The sequence below is a fragment of the Pseudomonas sp. GW456-12-10-14-LB2 genome, assembly GCF_002884345.1.
In the GTDB taxonomy this organism is placed as follows: domain Bacteria; phylum Pseudomonadota; class Gammaproteobacteria; order Pseudomonadales; family Pseudomonadaceae; genus Aquipseudomonas; species Aquipseudomonas paraglycinae.
The window spans coordinates 42283-57935 of record NZ_POHV01000024.1 but is presented as its reverse complement, the minus strand read 5'-3'; the positions used below and the strand labels follow the sequence as shown (position 1 = coordinate 57935).

The 15653-nt window shown below is 59.5% G+C and carries 14 protein-coding genes; 3 read left to right on the top strand and 11 right to left on the bottom strand.

Translation table 11 applies throughout. The features are described 5' to 3' along the window. Positions 1-23: 23 nt before the first annotated feature. The 3 genes from rpoD to rpsU form a co-directional block, all read right to left on the bottom strand. A complete protein-coding gene (gene rpoD / locus C1X29_RS17785; RefSeq protein ID WP_102685691.1) occupies positions 24-1871 on the bottom strand; it encodes an RNA polymerase sigma factor RpoD in 1848 nt (615 codons plus the stop codon). Between the two features lie 67 nt (positions 1872-1938). Then, positions 1939-3906: a DNA primase gene (dnaG, locus tag C1X29_RS17780; RefSeq protein WP_085746595.1), complete on the bottom strand. Its 1968-nt coding sequence runs from the start codon at positions 3904-3906 to the stop codon at positions 1939-1941. A gap of 480 nt (positions 3907-4386) precedes the next feature. Then, positions 4387-4602, bottom strand: a complete 216-nt coding sequence (rpsU, locus tag C1X29_RS17775) for a 30S ribosomal protein S21 (protein WP_002551877.1) — start codon at positions 4600-4602, stop codon at positions 4387-4389. 199 nt (positions 4603-4801) lie between these two features. Here rpsU and tsaD point away from each other — a divergent pair, with 199 nt between their 5' ends. Beyond that, the gene (tsaD, locus tag C1X29_RS17770) at positions 4802-5827 is read left to right on the top strand and encodes a tRNA (adenosine(37)-N6)-threonylcarbamoyltransferase complex transferase subunit TsaD (protein ID WP_102685690.1); all 1026 of its coding nucleotides are present in this window, start codon (positions 4802-4804) and stop codon (positions 5825-5827) included. Between the two features lie 23 nt (positions 5828-5850). On the opposite strand, the gene plsY is transcribed toward tsaD, so the two are convergent. Beyond that, positions 5851-6420 (bottom strand): glycerol-3-phosphate 1-O-acyltransferase PlsY, encoded by a 570-nt coding sequence (gene plsY, locus C1X29_RS17765; RefSeq protein ID WP_007959895.1) that lies wholly within the window; start codon positions 6418-6420, stop codon positions 5851-5853. A gap of 74 nt (positions 6421-6494) precedes the next feature. On the opposite strand from plsY, the gene folB reads away from it, so the two are divergent. Further along, positions 6495-6851, top strand: a complete 357-nt coding sequence (gene folB / locus C1X29_RS17760; RefSeq protein ID WP_085697719.1) for a dihydroneopterin aldolase — start codon at positions 6495-6497, stop codon at positions 6849-6851. Then, entirely contained in the window at positions 6842-7360 is a 519-nt protein-coding gene (gene folK, locus C1X29_RS17755; protein ID WP_102718003.1) for a 2-amino-4-hydroxy-6-hydroxymethyldihydropteridine diphosphokinase, read from the top strand. The genes folB and folK overlap by 10 nt, the downstream gene beginning before the upstream one ends. A 38-nt stretch (positions 7361-7398) precedes the next feature. Here the strand turns inward: folK and C1X29_RS17750 are convergent, their stop codons facing one another. From C1X29_RS17750 to apaG, 7 genes are all read right to left on the bottom strand, one after another. Beyond that, positions 7399-8628, bottom strand: coding sequence for a multifunctional CCA addition/repair protein (locus tag C1X29_RS17750; RefSeq protein ID WP_102718002.1), 1230 nt, complete (start codon positions 8626-8628; stop codon positions 7399-7401). A gap of 63 nt (positions 8629-8691) precedes the next feature. Next, positions 8692-10263: a SpoVR family protein gene (locus tag C1X29_RS17745; protein WP_011336213.1), complete on the bottom strand. Its 1572-nt coding sequence runs from the start codon at positions 10261-10263 to the stop codon at positions 8692-8694. Next, entirely contained in the window at positions 10260-11531 is a 1272-nt protein-coding gene (locus C1X29_RS17740) for a YeaH/YhbH family protein (protein WP_007959907.1), read from the bottom strand. The genes C1X29_RS17745 and C1X29_RS17740 overlap by 4 nt, the downstream gene beginning before the upstream one ends. Before the next feature lie 205 nt (positions 11532-11736). Next, positions 11737-13659 (bottom strand): PrkA family serine protein kinase, encoded by a 1923-nt coding sequence (locus C1X29_RS17735; protein WP_007959909.1) that lies wholly within the window; start codon positions 13657-13659, stop codon positions 11737-11739. A 297-nt stretch (positions 13660-13956) separates the two neighbouring features. Then, positions 13957-14286: a thiosulfate sulfurtransferase GlpE gene (glpE, locus tag C1X29_RS17730; RefSeq protein WP_085746591.1), complete on the bottom strand. Its 330-nt coding sequence runs from the start codon at positions 14284-14286 to the stop codon at positions 13957-13959. A gap of 33 nt (positions 14287-14319) precedes the next feature. After that, entirely contained in the window at positions 14320-15201 is an 882-nt protein-coding gene (locus C1X29_RS17725; RefSeq protein ID WP_102718001.1) for a symmetrical bis(5'-nucleosyl)-tetraphosphatase, read from the bottom strand. Next, a complete protein-coding gene (gene apaG / locus C1X29_RS17720) occupies positions 15201-15581 on the bottom strand; it encodes a Co2+/Mg2+ efflux protein ApaG (RefSeq protein ID WP_011336209.1) in 381 nt (126 codons plus the stop codon). Before apaG ends, C1X29_RS17725 begins: the two co-directional genes overlap by 1 nt. Positions 15582-15653: the final 72 nt, after the last annotated feature.

Genomic DNA, 15653 nt, shown 5'->3' with positions numbered 1-15653 from the left:
GGCCTGGGCCGGGGGTTCTGGTATCACTCGTCGAGGAAGGAGCGCAGATGCTCGCTTCGCGTCGGGTGGCGCAGCTTGCGCAGCGCCTTGGCTTCGATCTGACGGATCCGCTCACGGGTCACGTCAAACTGTTTGCCGACTTCTTCGAGCGTATGGTCGGTGTTCATGTCGATACCGAAACGCATGCGCAGTACCTTGGCTTCACGGGCAGTAAGGCCGGACAGCACTTCGCGGGTCGCTTCTTTCAGGCTCTCAACAGTGGCGACATCGATTGGCGACTGCATGGTCGAGTCTTCGATGAAGTCACCCAGATGGGAGTCTTCGTCATCACCGATCGGGGTTTCCATGGAGATCGGCTCTTTGGCGATCTTCAATACCTTGCGGATCTTGTCCTCAGGCATTTCCATGCGTTCACCCAGCTCTTCCGGGGTCGGTTCGCGACCCATTTCCTGCAACATCTGGCGGGAAATGCGGTTGAGCTTGTTGATCGTCTCGATCATGTGCACCGGAATACGGATGGTGCGGGCCTGGTCGGCGATCGAGCGAGTGATCGCCTGACGGATCCACCAGGTGGCATAAGTCGAGAACTTGTAACCACGACGGTATTCGAACTTGTCCACCGCTTTCATCAGACCGATGTTGCCTTCCTGGATCAGATCGAGGAATTGCAGGCCACGGTTGGTGTACTTCTTGGCGATGGAGATCACCAGACGCAAGTTCGCTTCAACCATCTCTTTCTTCGCGCGGCGGGCTTTCGCCTCACCGATCGACATGCGACGGTTGATGTCCTTGATCTCGGCGATGGTCAGGCCGGTCTCGGTTTCCAGCGCGGTCAGCTTCTGCTGGCAACGGATGATGTCCGGTTGCACGCGGGCAATGGCTTCGGCGTACTTGCTCTTGCCTTTGGCCAAGGCGTCGGACCAGCTTTCGTCGACTTCGTTGCCCGGGAACTGACGCAGGAAATCGGCGCGTGGCATACGTGCATCACGTACGCACAGTTGCATGATCGCGCGCTCTTGCTGACGCAGACGATCCAGGGCACTGCGAACACGCTCGACCAGTGCTTCGAATTGCTTCGGCACCAGTTTGATCGGCATGAACAGCTCAGCCAGAGCCAACAGTTCGGCAATTGCCGCCTTGTTGTGACGACCGTGCTTTTTCAGAGCCTTGCGGGTGATTTCCATCTGGTCGGCGACAGCACCGAAGCGCTGTGCGGCAATGACCGGATCCGGACCGCTTTCGGCTTCTTCTTCGTCATCGGAAGCTTCGGCGTCATCGTCCTCGGAGTCGTCATCCGCTTTCGCCGCTTTCGCGTCGATCGGCGGTGGTACTTCGGCGGCAGGCGGCGCAATGCCGTCATCCGGGTCGATGTAACCGCTCAGAACGTCGGACAGGCGACCACCTTCGGTGGTGACGCGAGTGTACTCGGAGAGAATATGGTCAACCGTGCCAGGGAAGTGCGCGATGGCGCTCATCACTTCACGGATGCCTTCTTCGATACGCTTGGCGATTTCGATTTCGCCTTCACGAGTCAGAAGCTCGACCGTACCCATTTCACGCATGTACATGCGCACCGGGTCAGTGGTGCGACCGATATCGGTCTCCACCGCCGCCAACGCAGCGGCTGCTTCTTCCGCAGCGGCCTCGTCGGTATCGGCGTCGGCCAGCATAAGGGCGTCCGCATCCGGAGCACTCTCGTGTACGGGGATCCCCATGTCGTTAATCATGCGGATGATGTCTTCCACCTGCTCCGGATCTGAAATATCCTCGGGCAGGTGGTCGTTGACCTCGGCGTAAGTCAGATACTTCTGCTCACGACCCAGTTTGATCAACTCAATAATACGAGACTGCTGTTGCGCTTTTCCGGACATAACACCCTATCCACTGAAGGTCTTGGCGGGCAAAAAACAAGCCGAGGATTATACCTGAGCTATGACCTCACGCGCCAGTTGAGGTCGGGTTTGATGCGGAAACATTGCGACTTAAAAGGTCGCGCAGTTGATTTTTCTCTTCGGCGCTCAGTTCGCTTTGACGCGCTTTCCTGAGCAGTTGTTCCAGATTTCGCTCGCGTTGGCGGGCTGACAAGCTAGTAATGGTGTCGAAAAACTGTTGTTCAAGGTTGTCTCCGTCAATCAGCCATTCCTTTTCCGCCAGCGCCTTGAGCAGGCGACCCTGTTCGGTTCCGTGCCATCGCGCGATCAACTGAAATGAGTTTAGCTTGGGATTCTTCTGCACGGCTTCGAGCAGTGCCACCAGCAGCTGTGCGTTGGTCTGGTTCTCGTCCGCGAAGTGCCCGGCGTCCTCGACCTTTTCCGCCAGTTGCGGGTGATGCAGCAAGGTTCTCAGAGCGGCCAGGGTCGGAGGTTCGACGGCGGCCGGCACGCGTGGGGCACGCGGCTGATCGCGATCACCGCCACGCTTGCCATTTTTGTCCCACGGTTTCTTGTCCCATTTCTTGCCGCCGGCGCCGGTTTTTTTCGGCGTCCATTCCTGCTGCGGCACATACATGTCCTGTGCCTGCGGCTGATGGTAGTCGCTGTAGTCCGGCATGGCGTCGTAATCGATGCCCGGGTCGTAGGCCGGCGGTGCTTCCTGAGGAGCGCTCTGGGCCAGCTGGCTGACGCTTTCGCTGCTCAGACCGGTGATCTCGGTCAGGCGCTGGCGCATCAGGATGCGCAGATTGGCGCCTGGGACCTTGTCGATCAATGGTGCTGCGAGGGTGGCCATGTGGGCCTTGCCCTCCAGCGAACGCGGGTCGGCTTCTTCGGTCAGTTGCTGGAAGAAGTAGTCCGCCAGCGGCTGTGCGTGCTGATTGATCCGGGCGCGGAAGGCGTCTGTGCCTTCGGCGCGAATCAACGTATCCGGGTCTTCGCCTTCAGGCAGAAACAGAAAGCGTGCACGGCGCCCGTCCTGCAGGCAGGGCAGTGTGGCTTCGAGTGCGCGCCAGGCGGCATTGCGGCCAGCCTGGTCGCCGTCAAAGCAAAACAGTACGTTCGGCACTACGCGAAACAGACGCTTGAGGTGTTCTTCGCTGGTGGCGGTGCCGAGTGTCGCGACGGCATTGCGCAGGCCTTGCTGGGCTAGAGCGATGACATCCATATAGCCTTCGACGACGATGATTTCGTCGAGGTTGCGATTGTTCTTGCGGGCTTCGTACAGGCCGTAGAGTTCCTGGCCTTTATGGAAGACCGGGGTTTCCGGCGAGTTCAGGTACTTTGGCTTGTCGTCGCCGAGCACTCGACCGCCGAAAGCAATGATCCGTCCACGGGTGTCGCGGATCGGGAACATCACGCGATCGCGGAAGCGGTCATAGCGTTTACCGGTTTCGGCGTTCTCGATCAGCAGGCCGGCGTCGATCATGGCTTTCTGCTGCAAGGTGTCGCTGCTCAAGTGTTTGAACAGGTTGTCCCAGCCCGGCGGTGCGAATCCGAGACCGAAGTCCCGGGCGATTTCGCCGGTCAGGCCACGACCCTTGAGGTAATCCACTGCTGCCTTGCGTGCCGGGTGGCTCTTGAGCGCCTGCCGGTAAAAGTCGGCAGCGGCGGTGAGCAGCGGGTACAGCGGTGAATCGGTCGGCTGGCGCGGTTTGTTCGACCGGCCGCCTTCTTCACGCGGCACTTCCATGCCGGCGGCCTTGGCCAGATCTTCGACGGCCTGGGGAAAGTCCAGGTTGTCGTGATCCATGAGAAAGCCGAGGGCGTTACCGCCGGCGCCGCAGCCGAAGCAGTAATAGAACTGCTTGTCGGGGCTGACGCTGAACGACGGGGTTTTCTCTTTATGGAACGGGCAGCAGGCGGTGTAGTTTTTACCGGCCTTCTTCAGTTGCACGCGCGAGCTGACCACATCGACGATGTCGGTGCGGTTCAGAAGGTCGTCAATGAAGCTCTGGGGAATCAGCCCGGCCATGGCGTTCTCGTCTGCGCTGTAATGGATCCGATGCGAAAGTCCGCCGGACGCGGGTCATTGAGTGATGCGCGCACGTGGTGCGGCTCGACCGGTGTCGTTTGCGTAATCGCTGTCGGGAAGTGTATCTGCCGAAAATCCACTGACGTTAGTACTCATCAGTCTTCGACTATTCGAAAATGTTGCGCTGAATCCGCTGACGGCCTGTAATCGGCCTCGGATAGCTCATGAAGCGGGCACGCAAGCAGGTGCCTTGGGCTGATCGTCGTAAGAGGAATCAGTGGGTGTGCTCGTCAGTAGCCTTGAAAGGCTCGTCAGAAAAGACGTGCACCGCTGGCAAAAGAGCCAGGCCTGACGCGGTGAAGCGGGTTTGTCTCGGTCGCATCTGCGGCTTCGACGGTGAAGCATCAAGCGTTTTACGCAAATGCCATTAGCCCGGCTGAGGGCCGGGCTTGGCAGAAGCTTGCTACGATCGTCTGTGTATTAGTACAGACGAACGGCGCGGCGCTGTTCGCGCTGAACTTTCTTGGCGTGACGCTTAACAGCAGCAGCTGCCTTGCGCTTACGCTCAGAAGTTGGCTTCTCGTAAAATTCGCGGCTACGAACTTCAGCCAGTACACCGGCTTTTTCGCAGGAGCGCTTGAAACGACGCAGAGCTACGTCGAAGGGTTCGTTCTCTTTAACTTTGACGGCTGGCATCCAGAGCTACCTTCATTCATTACCGGGGTCAACATCCTCGCGGCAAAAGAGCACTTGAAGACGTCGGTTTTTAAGGGTTGCGGATGTTAACCCCTCATCGCTCGGAATGCAAAGCCTCTGATCGAAAACCGCTGGTCGGGGCATCACGCGGCGACTATTATGCGCGCCTTCGAATTCAGCCTAAACAAGGCGCAAACCCATGCTAGTACTGGGATTAGAAACTTCCTGCGACGAAACCGGCGTCGCTTTATACGACAGTGAGCGCGGCCTGCTGGCCGACGCGTTGTTCAGTCAGATCGACCTGCACCGCGTCTATGGCGGCGTGGTACCGGAGCTGGCCTCGCGCGACCACGTCAAGCGCATGCTGCCTTTGATCCGTCAGGTGCTGGCCGAAGCCGGCTGCGTGCCGACCGAGATCGACGCCATCGCCTACACCGCGGGTCCCGGCCTGGTCGGGGCGCTGCTGGTGGGGGCCTCATGCGCCCAGGCGCTGGCGTTTGCCTGGGGCATCCCGGCGCTCGGCGTGCATCACATGGAAGGCCACTTGCTGGCGCCGATGCTGGAGCCAAAACCGCCGGAATTCCCGTTCGTCGCTTTGTTGGTCTCCGGTGGTCATACGCAGCTGGTTCAGGTCGATGGCATCGGCCAATACAGCCTGCTCGGTGAAACGCTGGACGATGCCGCGGGCGAAGCTTTCGACAAGACTGCAAAAATGATGGGCCTGAATTATCCGGGCGGACCGGAAATCGCCAAGCTGGCAGAGAAGGGCGTCGCAGGACGTTTCACCTTCCCGCGTCCGATGTGCGATCGCCCGGGCCTGGATTTCAGCTTCAGCGGCCTGAAGACCTTCGCCCTCAACACCTGGCAGCAGTGCGTCAGCGCCGGGGACGACAGCGAGCAAGCCCGTTGCGACATCGCGCTGGCGTTCCAGCAGGCCGTGGTGGAGACTTTGACCATCAAGTGCAAGCGCGCCCTCAAGCAGGCCGGCATGAAGCGTCTGGTGATCGCCGGCGGCGTCAGTGCCAACAAGGCGCTGCGTGTTTCGCTGGAGAAGATGCTCGGCGACATGAAGGGCGATGTGTTCTATGCCCGTCCCGAGTTTTGCACCGATAACGGCGCGATGATCGCGTTTGCCGGTTGCCAGCGTTTGCAGGCTGGTCAGCAGGAGAGTCTGGCGATCAGCGTGCAGGCGCGCTGGCCGATGGAGCAGTTGTCGGCGCTGTGATGAGTGGCGCTCACGTGCGGTATTTAAAAATGCCGTTCGCGCCCGGCGAACAGGTCGCGTAGATTGCCCCGGTGGCGCCAGACGATCAGCAGTGTCAGCGTGCTCATCGGCAACAGCGCTGCCGGTTCCTGCCATGCCAGCAACGGTAGGGTCAGCGGAGTGGCGATCAACGCTGCCAGTGAGCTGGTGCGGGTCAGGTAGAACGTCAGCAGCCAGGCGCACACGGCCAGCAGCGCAGCGGGTGGATACAGGCCCAGCAGCATGCCGGCCGCCGTGGCAACGCCCTTGCCACCGCGAAAGCGGAAGTACAACGGGAACAGGTGACCGATCACGGCGCAGACGCCGATCCACGCCTGATCCTGCAGCGAAAGGCCCATCGCCGAAGCGATCAGCACCGGCAACAGGCCTTTGCACAGATCACCCAGCAGGGTCAGGATCGCGAGTTTGCGTCCGGCCAGGCGCAGCATGTTGGTGGCGCCGGCATTACCCGAGCCACTCATTCGCGGATCCGGATTCCCGGTCAGGCGGCTGAGCAAAATGGCGAAGGACAGAGAGCCGAGCAGGTAGGCGAGGATCGCCAGTAACCAAAACATGCTAACTATTCCGGGCGAGGACGCCCTGATTCTAACGGCGCATTGCGCCCTTGTCGTGCAGCGGAGAAAAGTGCTTGGACAGAGTGTTTATCGAGGGCCTGGAAGTCGACACCGTGATCGGTGCCTACGACTGGGAGCGCGGCATCCGACAGTGCCTGCGTCTTGATTTGAGCTTCGCCTGGGACAATCGCCCGGCCGCCGCCGGTGACGACCTGACCCTGGCGCTCGATTACGCCAGTGTGTCCACACGGATCCAGGCCTTTGCCGAGCAATCCCGGTATCAACTGGTCGAGACCTTCGCCGAGCGTCTGGTTGAAGTGCTGATGAATGAATTCAAGATCACCTGGGTGCGCCTGAAACTGACCAAGCCAGGTGCCGTGCCGGCCGCCAAGGGTGGTGTGGGTGTGGAGATCGAGCGCGGATGCCGCTGACCCAGGTCTATCTCGGGCTCGGTAGCAATATCGAGCGCGAAACCCATTTGCAGGCCGGTCTGGATGCCTTGTCCACGTTTCTGGTGGATATACGCTGTTCGCCTGTGTTCGAAAGCCAGCCGGTGGGAATCAAGAGCGGGCCGTTCTTCAACTTCGTGGTGTCGGCGTTCACCGATCTGCCGTTGATCGAGCTGGATCGCCGTTTGAAGTTCATTGAAGCGGACAACGGTCGTTATGCGCCGGATCGCAAGGGCTTGCCGCTGGATATCGACGTGTTGCTGTACGGCGATCTGGCCGGCAATTTCGACGGGCTGATCCTGCCTCGTGCGGAAATCCTGAAAAATGCTTTTGTGCTGTGGCCGCTGTCGCTGATTGCGCCGGATCGGGTGCATCCCGGTGCAGGAAAAAGCTTTGCCGCATTGTGGGCCGAGGCGCAGATCGATCAGGTGCTGGCGCCGGTCGGATTTGAATGGCGCGGTATTCAGCTCACGCCTTCAGATCTGTCTTGAATGGTTTGATCCGCCCTCGTGAGGGCGGATCGGGTGTTTCAGGACGCCGCCGATTCCTTGTAAGCCTTCAACGCCTTGAGCCGTTCGCGCTTGAGTGCCTCGCCCAGTTCCGGGCCTTTGAATCCCTTTTCCAGCAACGGCTGCACCGCCACGCCGCGTGCCACATTGGCCGCGCCGCGCAGGTAATCCGCCTGTGGATAACTGCGTTGTTCGAGCCCTTTGCGGCCTCGGGCATCCATCTCGCACGCGACGATGAACTCTTCGAAACGCTGTGGCCGACGGTAAACGTCAAAGCTTTGCAGCAACTCGAGCAAGGTCGAAGCCTTCAGCTCCAGAGCGCGATGTCCGTGGGTGTGATATTGGCCGACCAGCAAGGCCAGTTCCTGACAGTCCTTCGGTGCCTTGAAGCGCTCGTTGACCGCTTTGATCAACTTCAGGCCTTTGTGCTCATGGGCGATGTGTCGTGGCCATTCCTCCTCTGGAGTCAGGCCTTTGCCGAGGTCGTGCAGCAGGCAGGCCCAGCGCACGGTCAGCGGCTGCTTGTGCAGGGCTGACTGCTCAAGCACGCTCAGGGTGTGGATGCCGCTGTCGATTTCCGGGTGATGGGCTTCCGGTTGCGGCACGCCGAACAAGGTATCGACCTCTGGCATCAGCACCTTCAAGGCGCCGCAATCGCGCAGCACCTGAATGAAAACCTGGGGCTGATCTTCCATCAGTGCGCGGGAAATCTCCTTCCAGCTGCGTTCGGCCGTAAGGGCTTCCAGTTCGCCCGATTCGCTGAGCTGACGCATCAGCCCCAGAGTTTCGGGCGCCACCTTGAAACCAAGCTCCGCGTAGCGGGCAGCAAAGCGCGCAACGCGCAAAACCCTGAGCGGATCTTCGGCAAACGCGGGGGAAACGTGGCGCAGAATCCGTTCTTCGAGATCGCGCTGGCCGTGGTAGGGGTCGGTCAGATTTTGCTGATCATCCTCGGCCATGGCGTTGATCGTAAGGTCACGGCGGATCAGGTCTTCTTCAAGTGTGACCTCGGGGCTGGCGTGAAAGGTGAAACCACCATAACCGCGACCGCTCTTGCGCTCGGTGCGGGCGAGGGCGTACTCCTCGCCGCTTTTCGGGTGAAGAAAAACCGGGAAGTCCGCGCCGACCGGGCGAAACCCCCTGGCGAGCATTTCTTCTGTGGTCGCGCCGACCACCACCCAATCGATATCGGTGACCGGTTTGCCCAGCAGGCGATCACGTACAGCACCGCCGACCTTGTAAATCTGCATAAAAAACCTCCGTTGGCCCGACAGGATAACCCTTGCGCCGGACTTTCGGAGGCCTGAACGGGATCAAAGATGAATGACGGCCAGGTCGAGTCGACCGTAATCCCCCTCGCTGTGTTCGCTACGAGGCGGAACGTGATGGGTCTTCATGATCTGGTCGCCTTGCAGGGTTTCCAGATGAATGTCGAAGCCCCACAGCCGGTGCAGGTGTTTCAGGACCTCCTCGGTGGAATCGCCCAGCGGTTTGCGGTCGTGTTGCTGGTGGCGAAGAGTCAGCGAGCGGTCGCCGCGGCGGTCGATGCTGTAGATCTGCACGTTCGGTTCGCGATTGCCGAGGTTGTATTGCGCTGCGAGCGTTTCGCGAATGATCCGGTAGCCGCCCTCGTCATGGATCGCAGGCACCAGCAGATCGTCCTTCTGGTCGTCATCGAGAATGCTGAACAGTTTCAGGTCGCGGATCACCTTGGGTGACAGGTACTGCAGGATGAAGCTCTCATCCTTGAAGCTGCTCATGGCGAATTTGATGGTCGACAGCCAGTCGCTGCCGGCGATTTCCGGGAACCAGCGGCGGTCTTCTTCCGTAGGCTCTTCGCACATGCGACGGATGTCGCGATACATCGCAAAGCCCAGTGCGTATGGGTTGATGCCGTTGTAATAAGGGCTGTCGAACCCCGGCTGGAACACCACGCTGGTGTGGGACGTCAGGAACTCCATCATGAAGCCGTCGGTCACCAGGCCTTCGTCGTACAGGTCGTTCATCAGCGTGTAGTGCCAGAACGTCGCCCAGCCTTCGTTCATCACCTGGGTCTGGCGCTGTGGATAGAAATACTGGGCGATCTTGCGCACGATCCGCACGATCTCGCGCTGCCAAGGCTCCAGCAATGGCGCGTGCTTCTCGATGAAATACAGGATGTTTTCCTGTGGCTCGGCCGGAAAGCGTGCGTTGTCCTTGTCGCTGTACTTGTCTGCGCCTTTGGGAATGGTGCGCCACAGGTCGTTGATCTGCTTCTGCAGGTGTTCTTCGCGATCCTTCTGCCGACGCCGCTCTTCTTCGGCGGAAATCGGGTACGGACGTTTGTAGCGGTCGACACCGTAGTTCATCAGGGCGTGGCAGGAATCGAGCAGATCCTCCACGGCATCGATCCCGTGGCGCTCCTCGCACTGCATGATGTACTGCTTGGCGAACACCAGGTAATCGATGATCGAACTGGCGTCGGTCCAGGTGCGGAACAGATAGTTGCCCTTGAAGAAACTGTTGTGGCCGTAGCAGGCATGCGCGACCACCAGTGCCTGCATGCAGATGGTGTTTTCTTCCATCAGGTACGCGATGCACGGGTCCGAGTTGATCACGATCTCGTACGCCAGCCCCATCTGCCCGCGGCTGTAGGATTTCTCGGTGCTGAGGAAGTGCTTGCCGTAGGACCAATGGTGATAGCCCAGCGGCATGCCGACCGAAGCGTAGGCGTCCATCATCTGCTCGGCGGTAATCACTTCGATCTGGTTGGGGTAGGTATCCAAAGCATAACGGGCCGCGATACGGGCGATTTCACGGTCGTACGTCTGGATCAGCTCGAAAGTCCATTCCGAGCCTGTGGAAATGGGTTGGCGCTTCTGCTCTTTGGCGGTCTTGGCGGTCATGTCACTAACCTGCGCTGGAAGAGTTCACGGAAGACCGGATAGATATCCCCGGCCGAGACCAGTTGCTGCTGGGCAAAAGTGTCGGAAAAGGCTTCGGCGATGCGTTCGTACTCGTACCACAAGGCCTGATGTTCGCGCGGGGTGATCTCCACGTAAGTGTAGTACTGCACGAACGGCATGATCTGGTTGATCAGGATGTCGCGGCAGATCGGCGAATCGTCGTTCCAGTTGTCGCCGTCGGAAGCCTGCGCGGCGTAGATGTTCCATTCATTGCTCGGATAGCGCTCGGCCATGATCTCCTGCATCAGTTTCAGGGCGCTGGAAACGATGGTGCCGCCGGTCTCGCGGGAATAGAAAAACTCCTCTTCGTCCACTTCGCGGGCGCTGGTGTGGTGGCGGATGAACACCACGTCGATCTTGTCGTAGTTCCGCTTGAGGAACAGGTACAACAGGATGAAAAACCGTTTGGCGATGTCCTTGGTCGCCTGGGTCATGGAGCCGGAAACGTCCATCAGGCAGAACATCACGGCTTTCGAGCTGGGGTTTGGCTGCTTGATCAGCAGGTTGTACTTGAGGTCGAAGGTGTCGAGGAACGGCACCCGATGGATGCGCGCACTGAGTTTCTCGATTTCTGCCTCGAGATCCTGAATGTCGCCGAAGTTGTCGGGTTCTTCGCGTTTGAGTCGCGCCAGTTCCTCTTTGACCTCGCGCAGTTTGGCACGGCTGCTGCCCGAGAGCGCGATGCGCCGGGCGTGGGCCGAACGCAGGGTACGGATGATGTTGATCCGCGACGGGTTGCCCTCGTTGCTGATCCCCGCACGTACGGTCTTGAAGGTGTCGGTGCCGGTCAGGTTGCGCTTGACCAGGTTGGGCAGTTCGAGGTCCTCGAACATGAATTCGAGGAATTCTTCCTGGGTGATCTGGAAGACGAACTCGTCCATGCCTTCGCCGGAGTTGCCGGCCTTGCCCGGCCCTCGGCCTCCGCCGCCTCCCGGCGGACGGGCGATGTGTTCGCCAGCGGTGAATTCCTTGTTGCCGGGGTGAACCACGGTCTGCTTGCCGCCGCGACCATGGTGAAGCACCGGTTCGTCGATATCGCGACCGGGAATGCTGATCTGCTCGCCGTGTTCCATATCGGTGATGGAACGCCGGCTGACCGCCTCTTCGACAGCCTTCTTGATGTGGTCACGGTAACGCCGCAGGAAGCGCTGACGGTTCACCGTGCTCTTGTTCTTGCCATTGAGACGTCGGTCGATCACATAGCTCATGACTGCTCCTTAGAAGCTGTCCTGCAAAGGGGCGAGCGGTCATGCAGCATTGAACCGAATGCCAAGGGACGTACACGCTCCCCCAAGCGCTTTGGGTGCTGCCTGAACCTCGCTACCGCCTTTCGAACACCTTCCAGAGGCCTGTGTAGCAGAAAATGCGCGCACAGGCCTCGGGCTGACGACAACCGGTCTGACCGGCCGCGGTTTACTGTGATTTTCTGACCCGCAGGTACCACTCGGAGAGCAGTCGTACCTGTTTGTCGGTGTAGCCGCGTTCGACCATTCGTGTAACGAAGTCGTTGTGCTTCTGTTGATCCTCTTTGCTGGCCTTGGCGTTGAAGCTGATGACTGGCAGCAGGTCTTCGGTGTTCGAGAACATTTTCTTCTCGATGACCACCCGCAGTTTTTCGTAGCTGAGCCAGGTCGGGTTCTTGCCGTTGTTGTTGGCCCGGGCGCGCAGCACGAAGTTGACGATTTCGTTTCGGAAATCCTTCGGATTGCTGATGCCGGCCGGTTTCTCGATTTTTTCCAGCTCCTCGTTGAGGGCGACGCGGTTGAGGATCTCGCCGGTTTCCGGATCGCGGTATTCCTGATCCTGAATCCAGAAGTCCGCATACAGCACGTAGCGGTCGAAGATGTTCTGGCCGTACTCGCTGTAAGACTCGAGGTAGGCGGTCTGGATCTCCTTGCCGATGAATTCGATATAACGCGGTGCCAGGTACTCTTTCAGGTAGCGCAGATAGCGCTCGCGGGTCTCGGCCTGGAATTGTTCCTGTTCGATCTGCTGTTCCAGCACATAGAGCAGGTGCACCGGGTTGGCAGCGATTTCATGCGGATCGAAGTTGAAGACCTTGGACAGGATCTTGAACGCGAACCGGGTCGACAGGCCGTTCATGCCTTCGTCGACACCTGCCGCATCGCGGTATTCCTGGATCGACTTGGCCTTCGGATCGGTGTCCTTGAGGTTTTCGCCGTCATACACCCGCATCTTGGAGTAGATGTTGGAGTTTTCCGGCTCTTTCAGGCGTGACAGCACGGTGAACTGCGCCAGCATCTTCAAGGTGTCCGGCGCGCAATGCGCCTTAGCCAGGGAGCTGTTGAACAGCAACTTGTCGTAGATCTTCACCTCGTCACTCACACGCAGGCAGTACGGCACCTTGACGATGTAGATCCGGTCGATGAAGGCTTCGTTGTTCTTGTTGTTGCGGAAGGTGTGCCACTCCGATTCGTTGGAGTGGGCCAGCAGGATCCCGGTGAACGGAATCGCGCCAAGGCCTTCGGTACTGTTGTAGTTGCCTTCCTGGGTGGCGGTCAGCAATGGGTGGAGCACCTTGATCGGTGCCTTGAACATCTCGACGAATTCCATCAGGCCCTGGTTGGCCCGGCACAGCGCACCGGAGTAGCTGTAGGCGTCGGCGTCGTTCTGCGGGAATTCTTCGAGTTTGCGGATATCGACCTTGCCCACCAGCGCGGAGATGTCCTGGTTGTTTTCGTCACCCGGTTCGGTCTTGGCCACGGCGATCTGGTTGAGGATCGACGGGTACAGTTTGACCACACGGAACTGGCTGATGTCGCCGCCGAATTCGGCCAGGCGCTTGGTGGCCCATGGCGACATGATGGTGTTCAGGTAGCGCCGTGGAATGCCGAAGTCTTCTTCGAGGATCGCGCCATCTTCGGTGGCGTTGAACAGACCCAGAGGCGATTCGAATACCGGTGAGCCCTTGATCGCGTAGAAGGGCACTTTTTCGATGAGCTGTTTCAGCTTCTCGGCCAGGGACGACTTGCCGCCGCCGACAGGGCCGAGCAGATAGAGGATCTGTTTCTTCTCTTCCAGGCCCTGAGCGGCATGACGGAAATACGACACGATCTGGTCGATGCATTCTTCCATCCCGTGGAAGTCTTCAAAGGCCGGATAGCGACGGATCACCTTGTTGGAAAAGATGCGCGACAGTCTCGAGTTGGTCGAGGTGTCGAGCAGTTCCGGTTCGCCGATGGCCAGCAATAGACGCTCGGCGGCGGAAACGTAGGCACTGCGATCCTTTTTGCACAGTTCCAGGTACTCCTGCAGGGAGAATTCTTCCTGGCGTGTGGACTCGAAGCGTTGTTGGAAGTGGCTAAAGATACTCATGACGTCACCTCGCTCGATACGTGGAGCCGACGCCGGATCACTCAGTCGATGCTGGCAAGCAGCTGCGATGGCAGCTGTTGTTTACCCCCCAGAACACTTTCGCGATCGACAATCGCGAAAGTCACTCCCGATGACCCGTGCGCCGGTGTACCGGCTCTCCCCTGTTTTGGATGGCCTGGGCTTAAGGATAGTTGGGAATTCGGGAGGTAAAGGCGAGATACGTAATTAGTTGTGGCAGACCGTTCGTCTGCCACCGCGCAAGCCCGCGGGAGCCGGGGCCTGCACGTTACAAAAAAATTATTCGGAGGTGCCTTGCGCGGTTTCCGCAGGAAAAGTCGTACGCCACAGTTCGAAGCCGCCGTCCATGCTGTAGACGTCGGAGAAGCCTTGGCTCACGAGGTACGCCGCAGCACCCTGGCTCGAGTTGCCGTGGTAGCAGACCACGACGGTGGGTGCATCGAGGTCGGCGCCCTGGATGAAAGCATGGAGGGAATGATTATCCAGATGCTTCGAGCCGCTGATGTGCAGTGCGGCAAATGTTGCCGGGTCACGGACGTCGACGACCACAGCACCTTGCTCGCGCAGGGCCTGGGCCTGTTCCGGGGGGATACGTTTGAATTCGCTCATGGCGGGCTCCTGTGGCTCGGCTGAAAACGCAGTCTAGCGCGGGGCGCTGACGGGAGAAGATTCGGTGATCAGTGGCGCGACGCTGGGCAGTACGGCCCCATGCTCGTCGCATTTGCATGACAGGCGTTCGCCGCTGTCGACGTTCATCAGGGTCAGGCTGCCGCCCCATACGCAACCGGTGTCGAGGGCCGAGATGCCGGGCTCGTGAACGTTGCCTTCCAGTGCCGCCCAGTGACCGAAAATGATCCGCAGACCACGGGTCTTGCGTTCCTTGTGCTGGAACCAGGGCTTGTAGCCCGGCGGCGCGGTGTCAAGGCCTTCCTTGCTCTTGAGGTCGAGCTTGCCTTCGGCGGTGCAGAAACGCATGCGGGTGAAGTAATTGGTGATGACTCGCAGGCGTGTCACGCCTTTGAGGTCGCTGTCCCATTTCGCCGGCTCGTTACCGTACATGCCGTCGAGAAAGGGTGGAAGCAGGTTGTCGTCACGCAGCGCGGTCTCGACTTCTTCAGCGTACTTGAGCGCCTTGCGCAGCGACCATTGCGGCGGGATACCCGCGTGCACCATGGCCACTTCGCGTTGTTCGTCGTAGTGCATGAGTTTCTGCTGGCGCAACCATTCCATCAGTTCGGCGCAGTCCGGCGCTTCAAGGATTTCACGCAACGTGTCGGACTTCTTCATGCGCTCGATGTTCTTCGCCGCTGCCAGCAAGTGCAGGTCGTGATTACCGAGTACGCAGACCAGCGAGTCGCGCATGCCATACAGGAAGCGCAGGGTTTCCAGCGATTGCGGGCCTCGGTTGACCAGATCACCCACCAGCCACAGGCGATCCAGAGCCGGGTCGAACGCCACCTGCTTGAGCAGGCATTTGAGCGGTTCGAGGCAGCCTTGCAGGTCGCCGACGGCATACGTCGCCATCAGTGCAGGGCTCCGGGAACGGCGAGGCGGAAAGGCTTGATGATCGCATCGAAATGCTTGCCGTCGTCGGCGACCATTTCGTAACTGCCTTGCATGGTGCCGACCTTGGTAGTCATGACCGTGCCGCTACTGTAGGTGTGGCTTTTTCCAGCGCCGATCAACGGTTGCTGGCCGACCACGCCGGCGCCGCGCACTTCTTCGACATGCCCGTCGCCATCGGTGATCACCCAGTGGCGCGACATCAGGCGGGCCGGTTGCTCGCCATTGTTCTGCACGGTGATGGTGTAGGCGAAGGCAAAGCGCTCGTGCTCGGGTTGCGATTGGTCTGCCAGATAGTGGGTAACGACACTGACATCGACCTGGTAGCGAGGATCGGACATGCAAAAGGCCTTAAAAACGAAGCGGGACGCGGGGCGTAGCTGATTGGGATTCAGTCTAGGCAAGTATCGGGC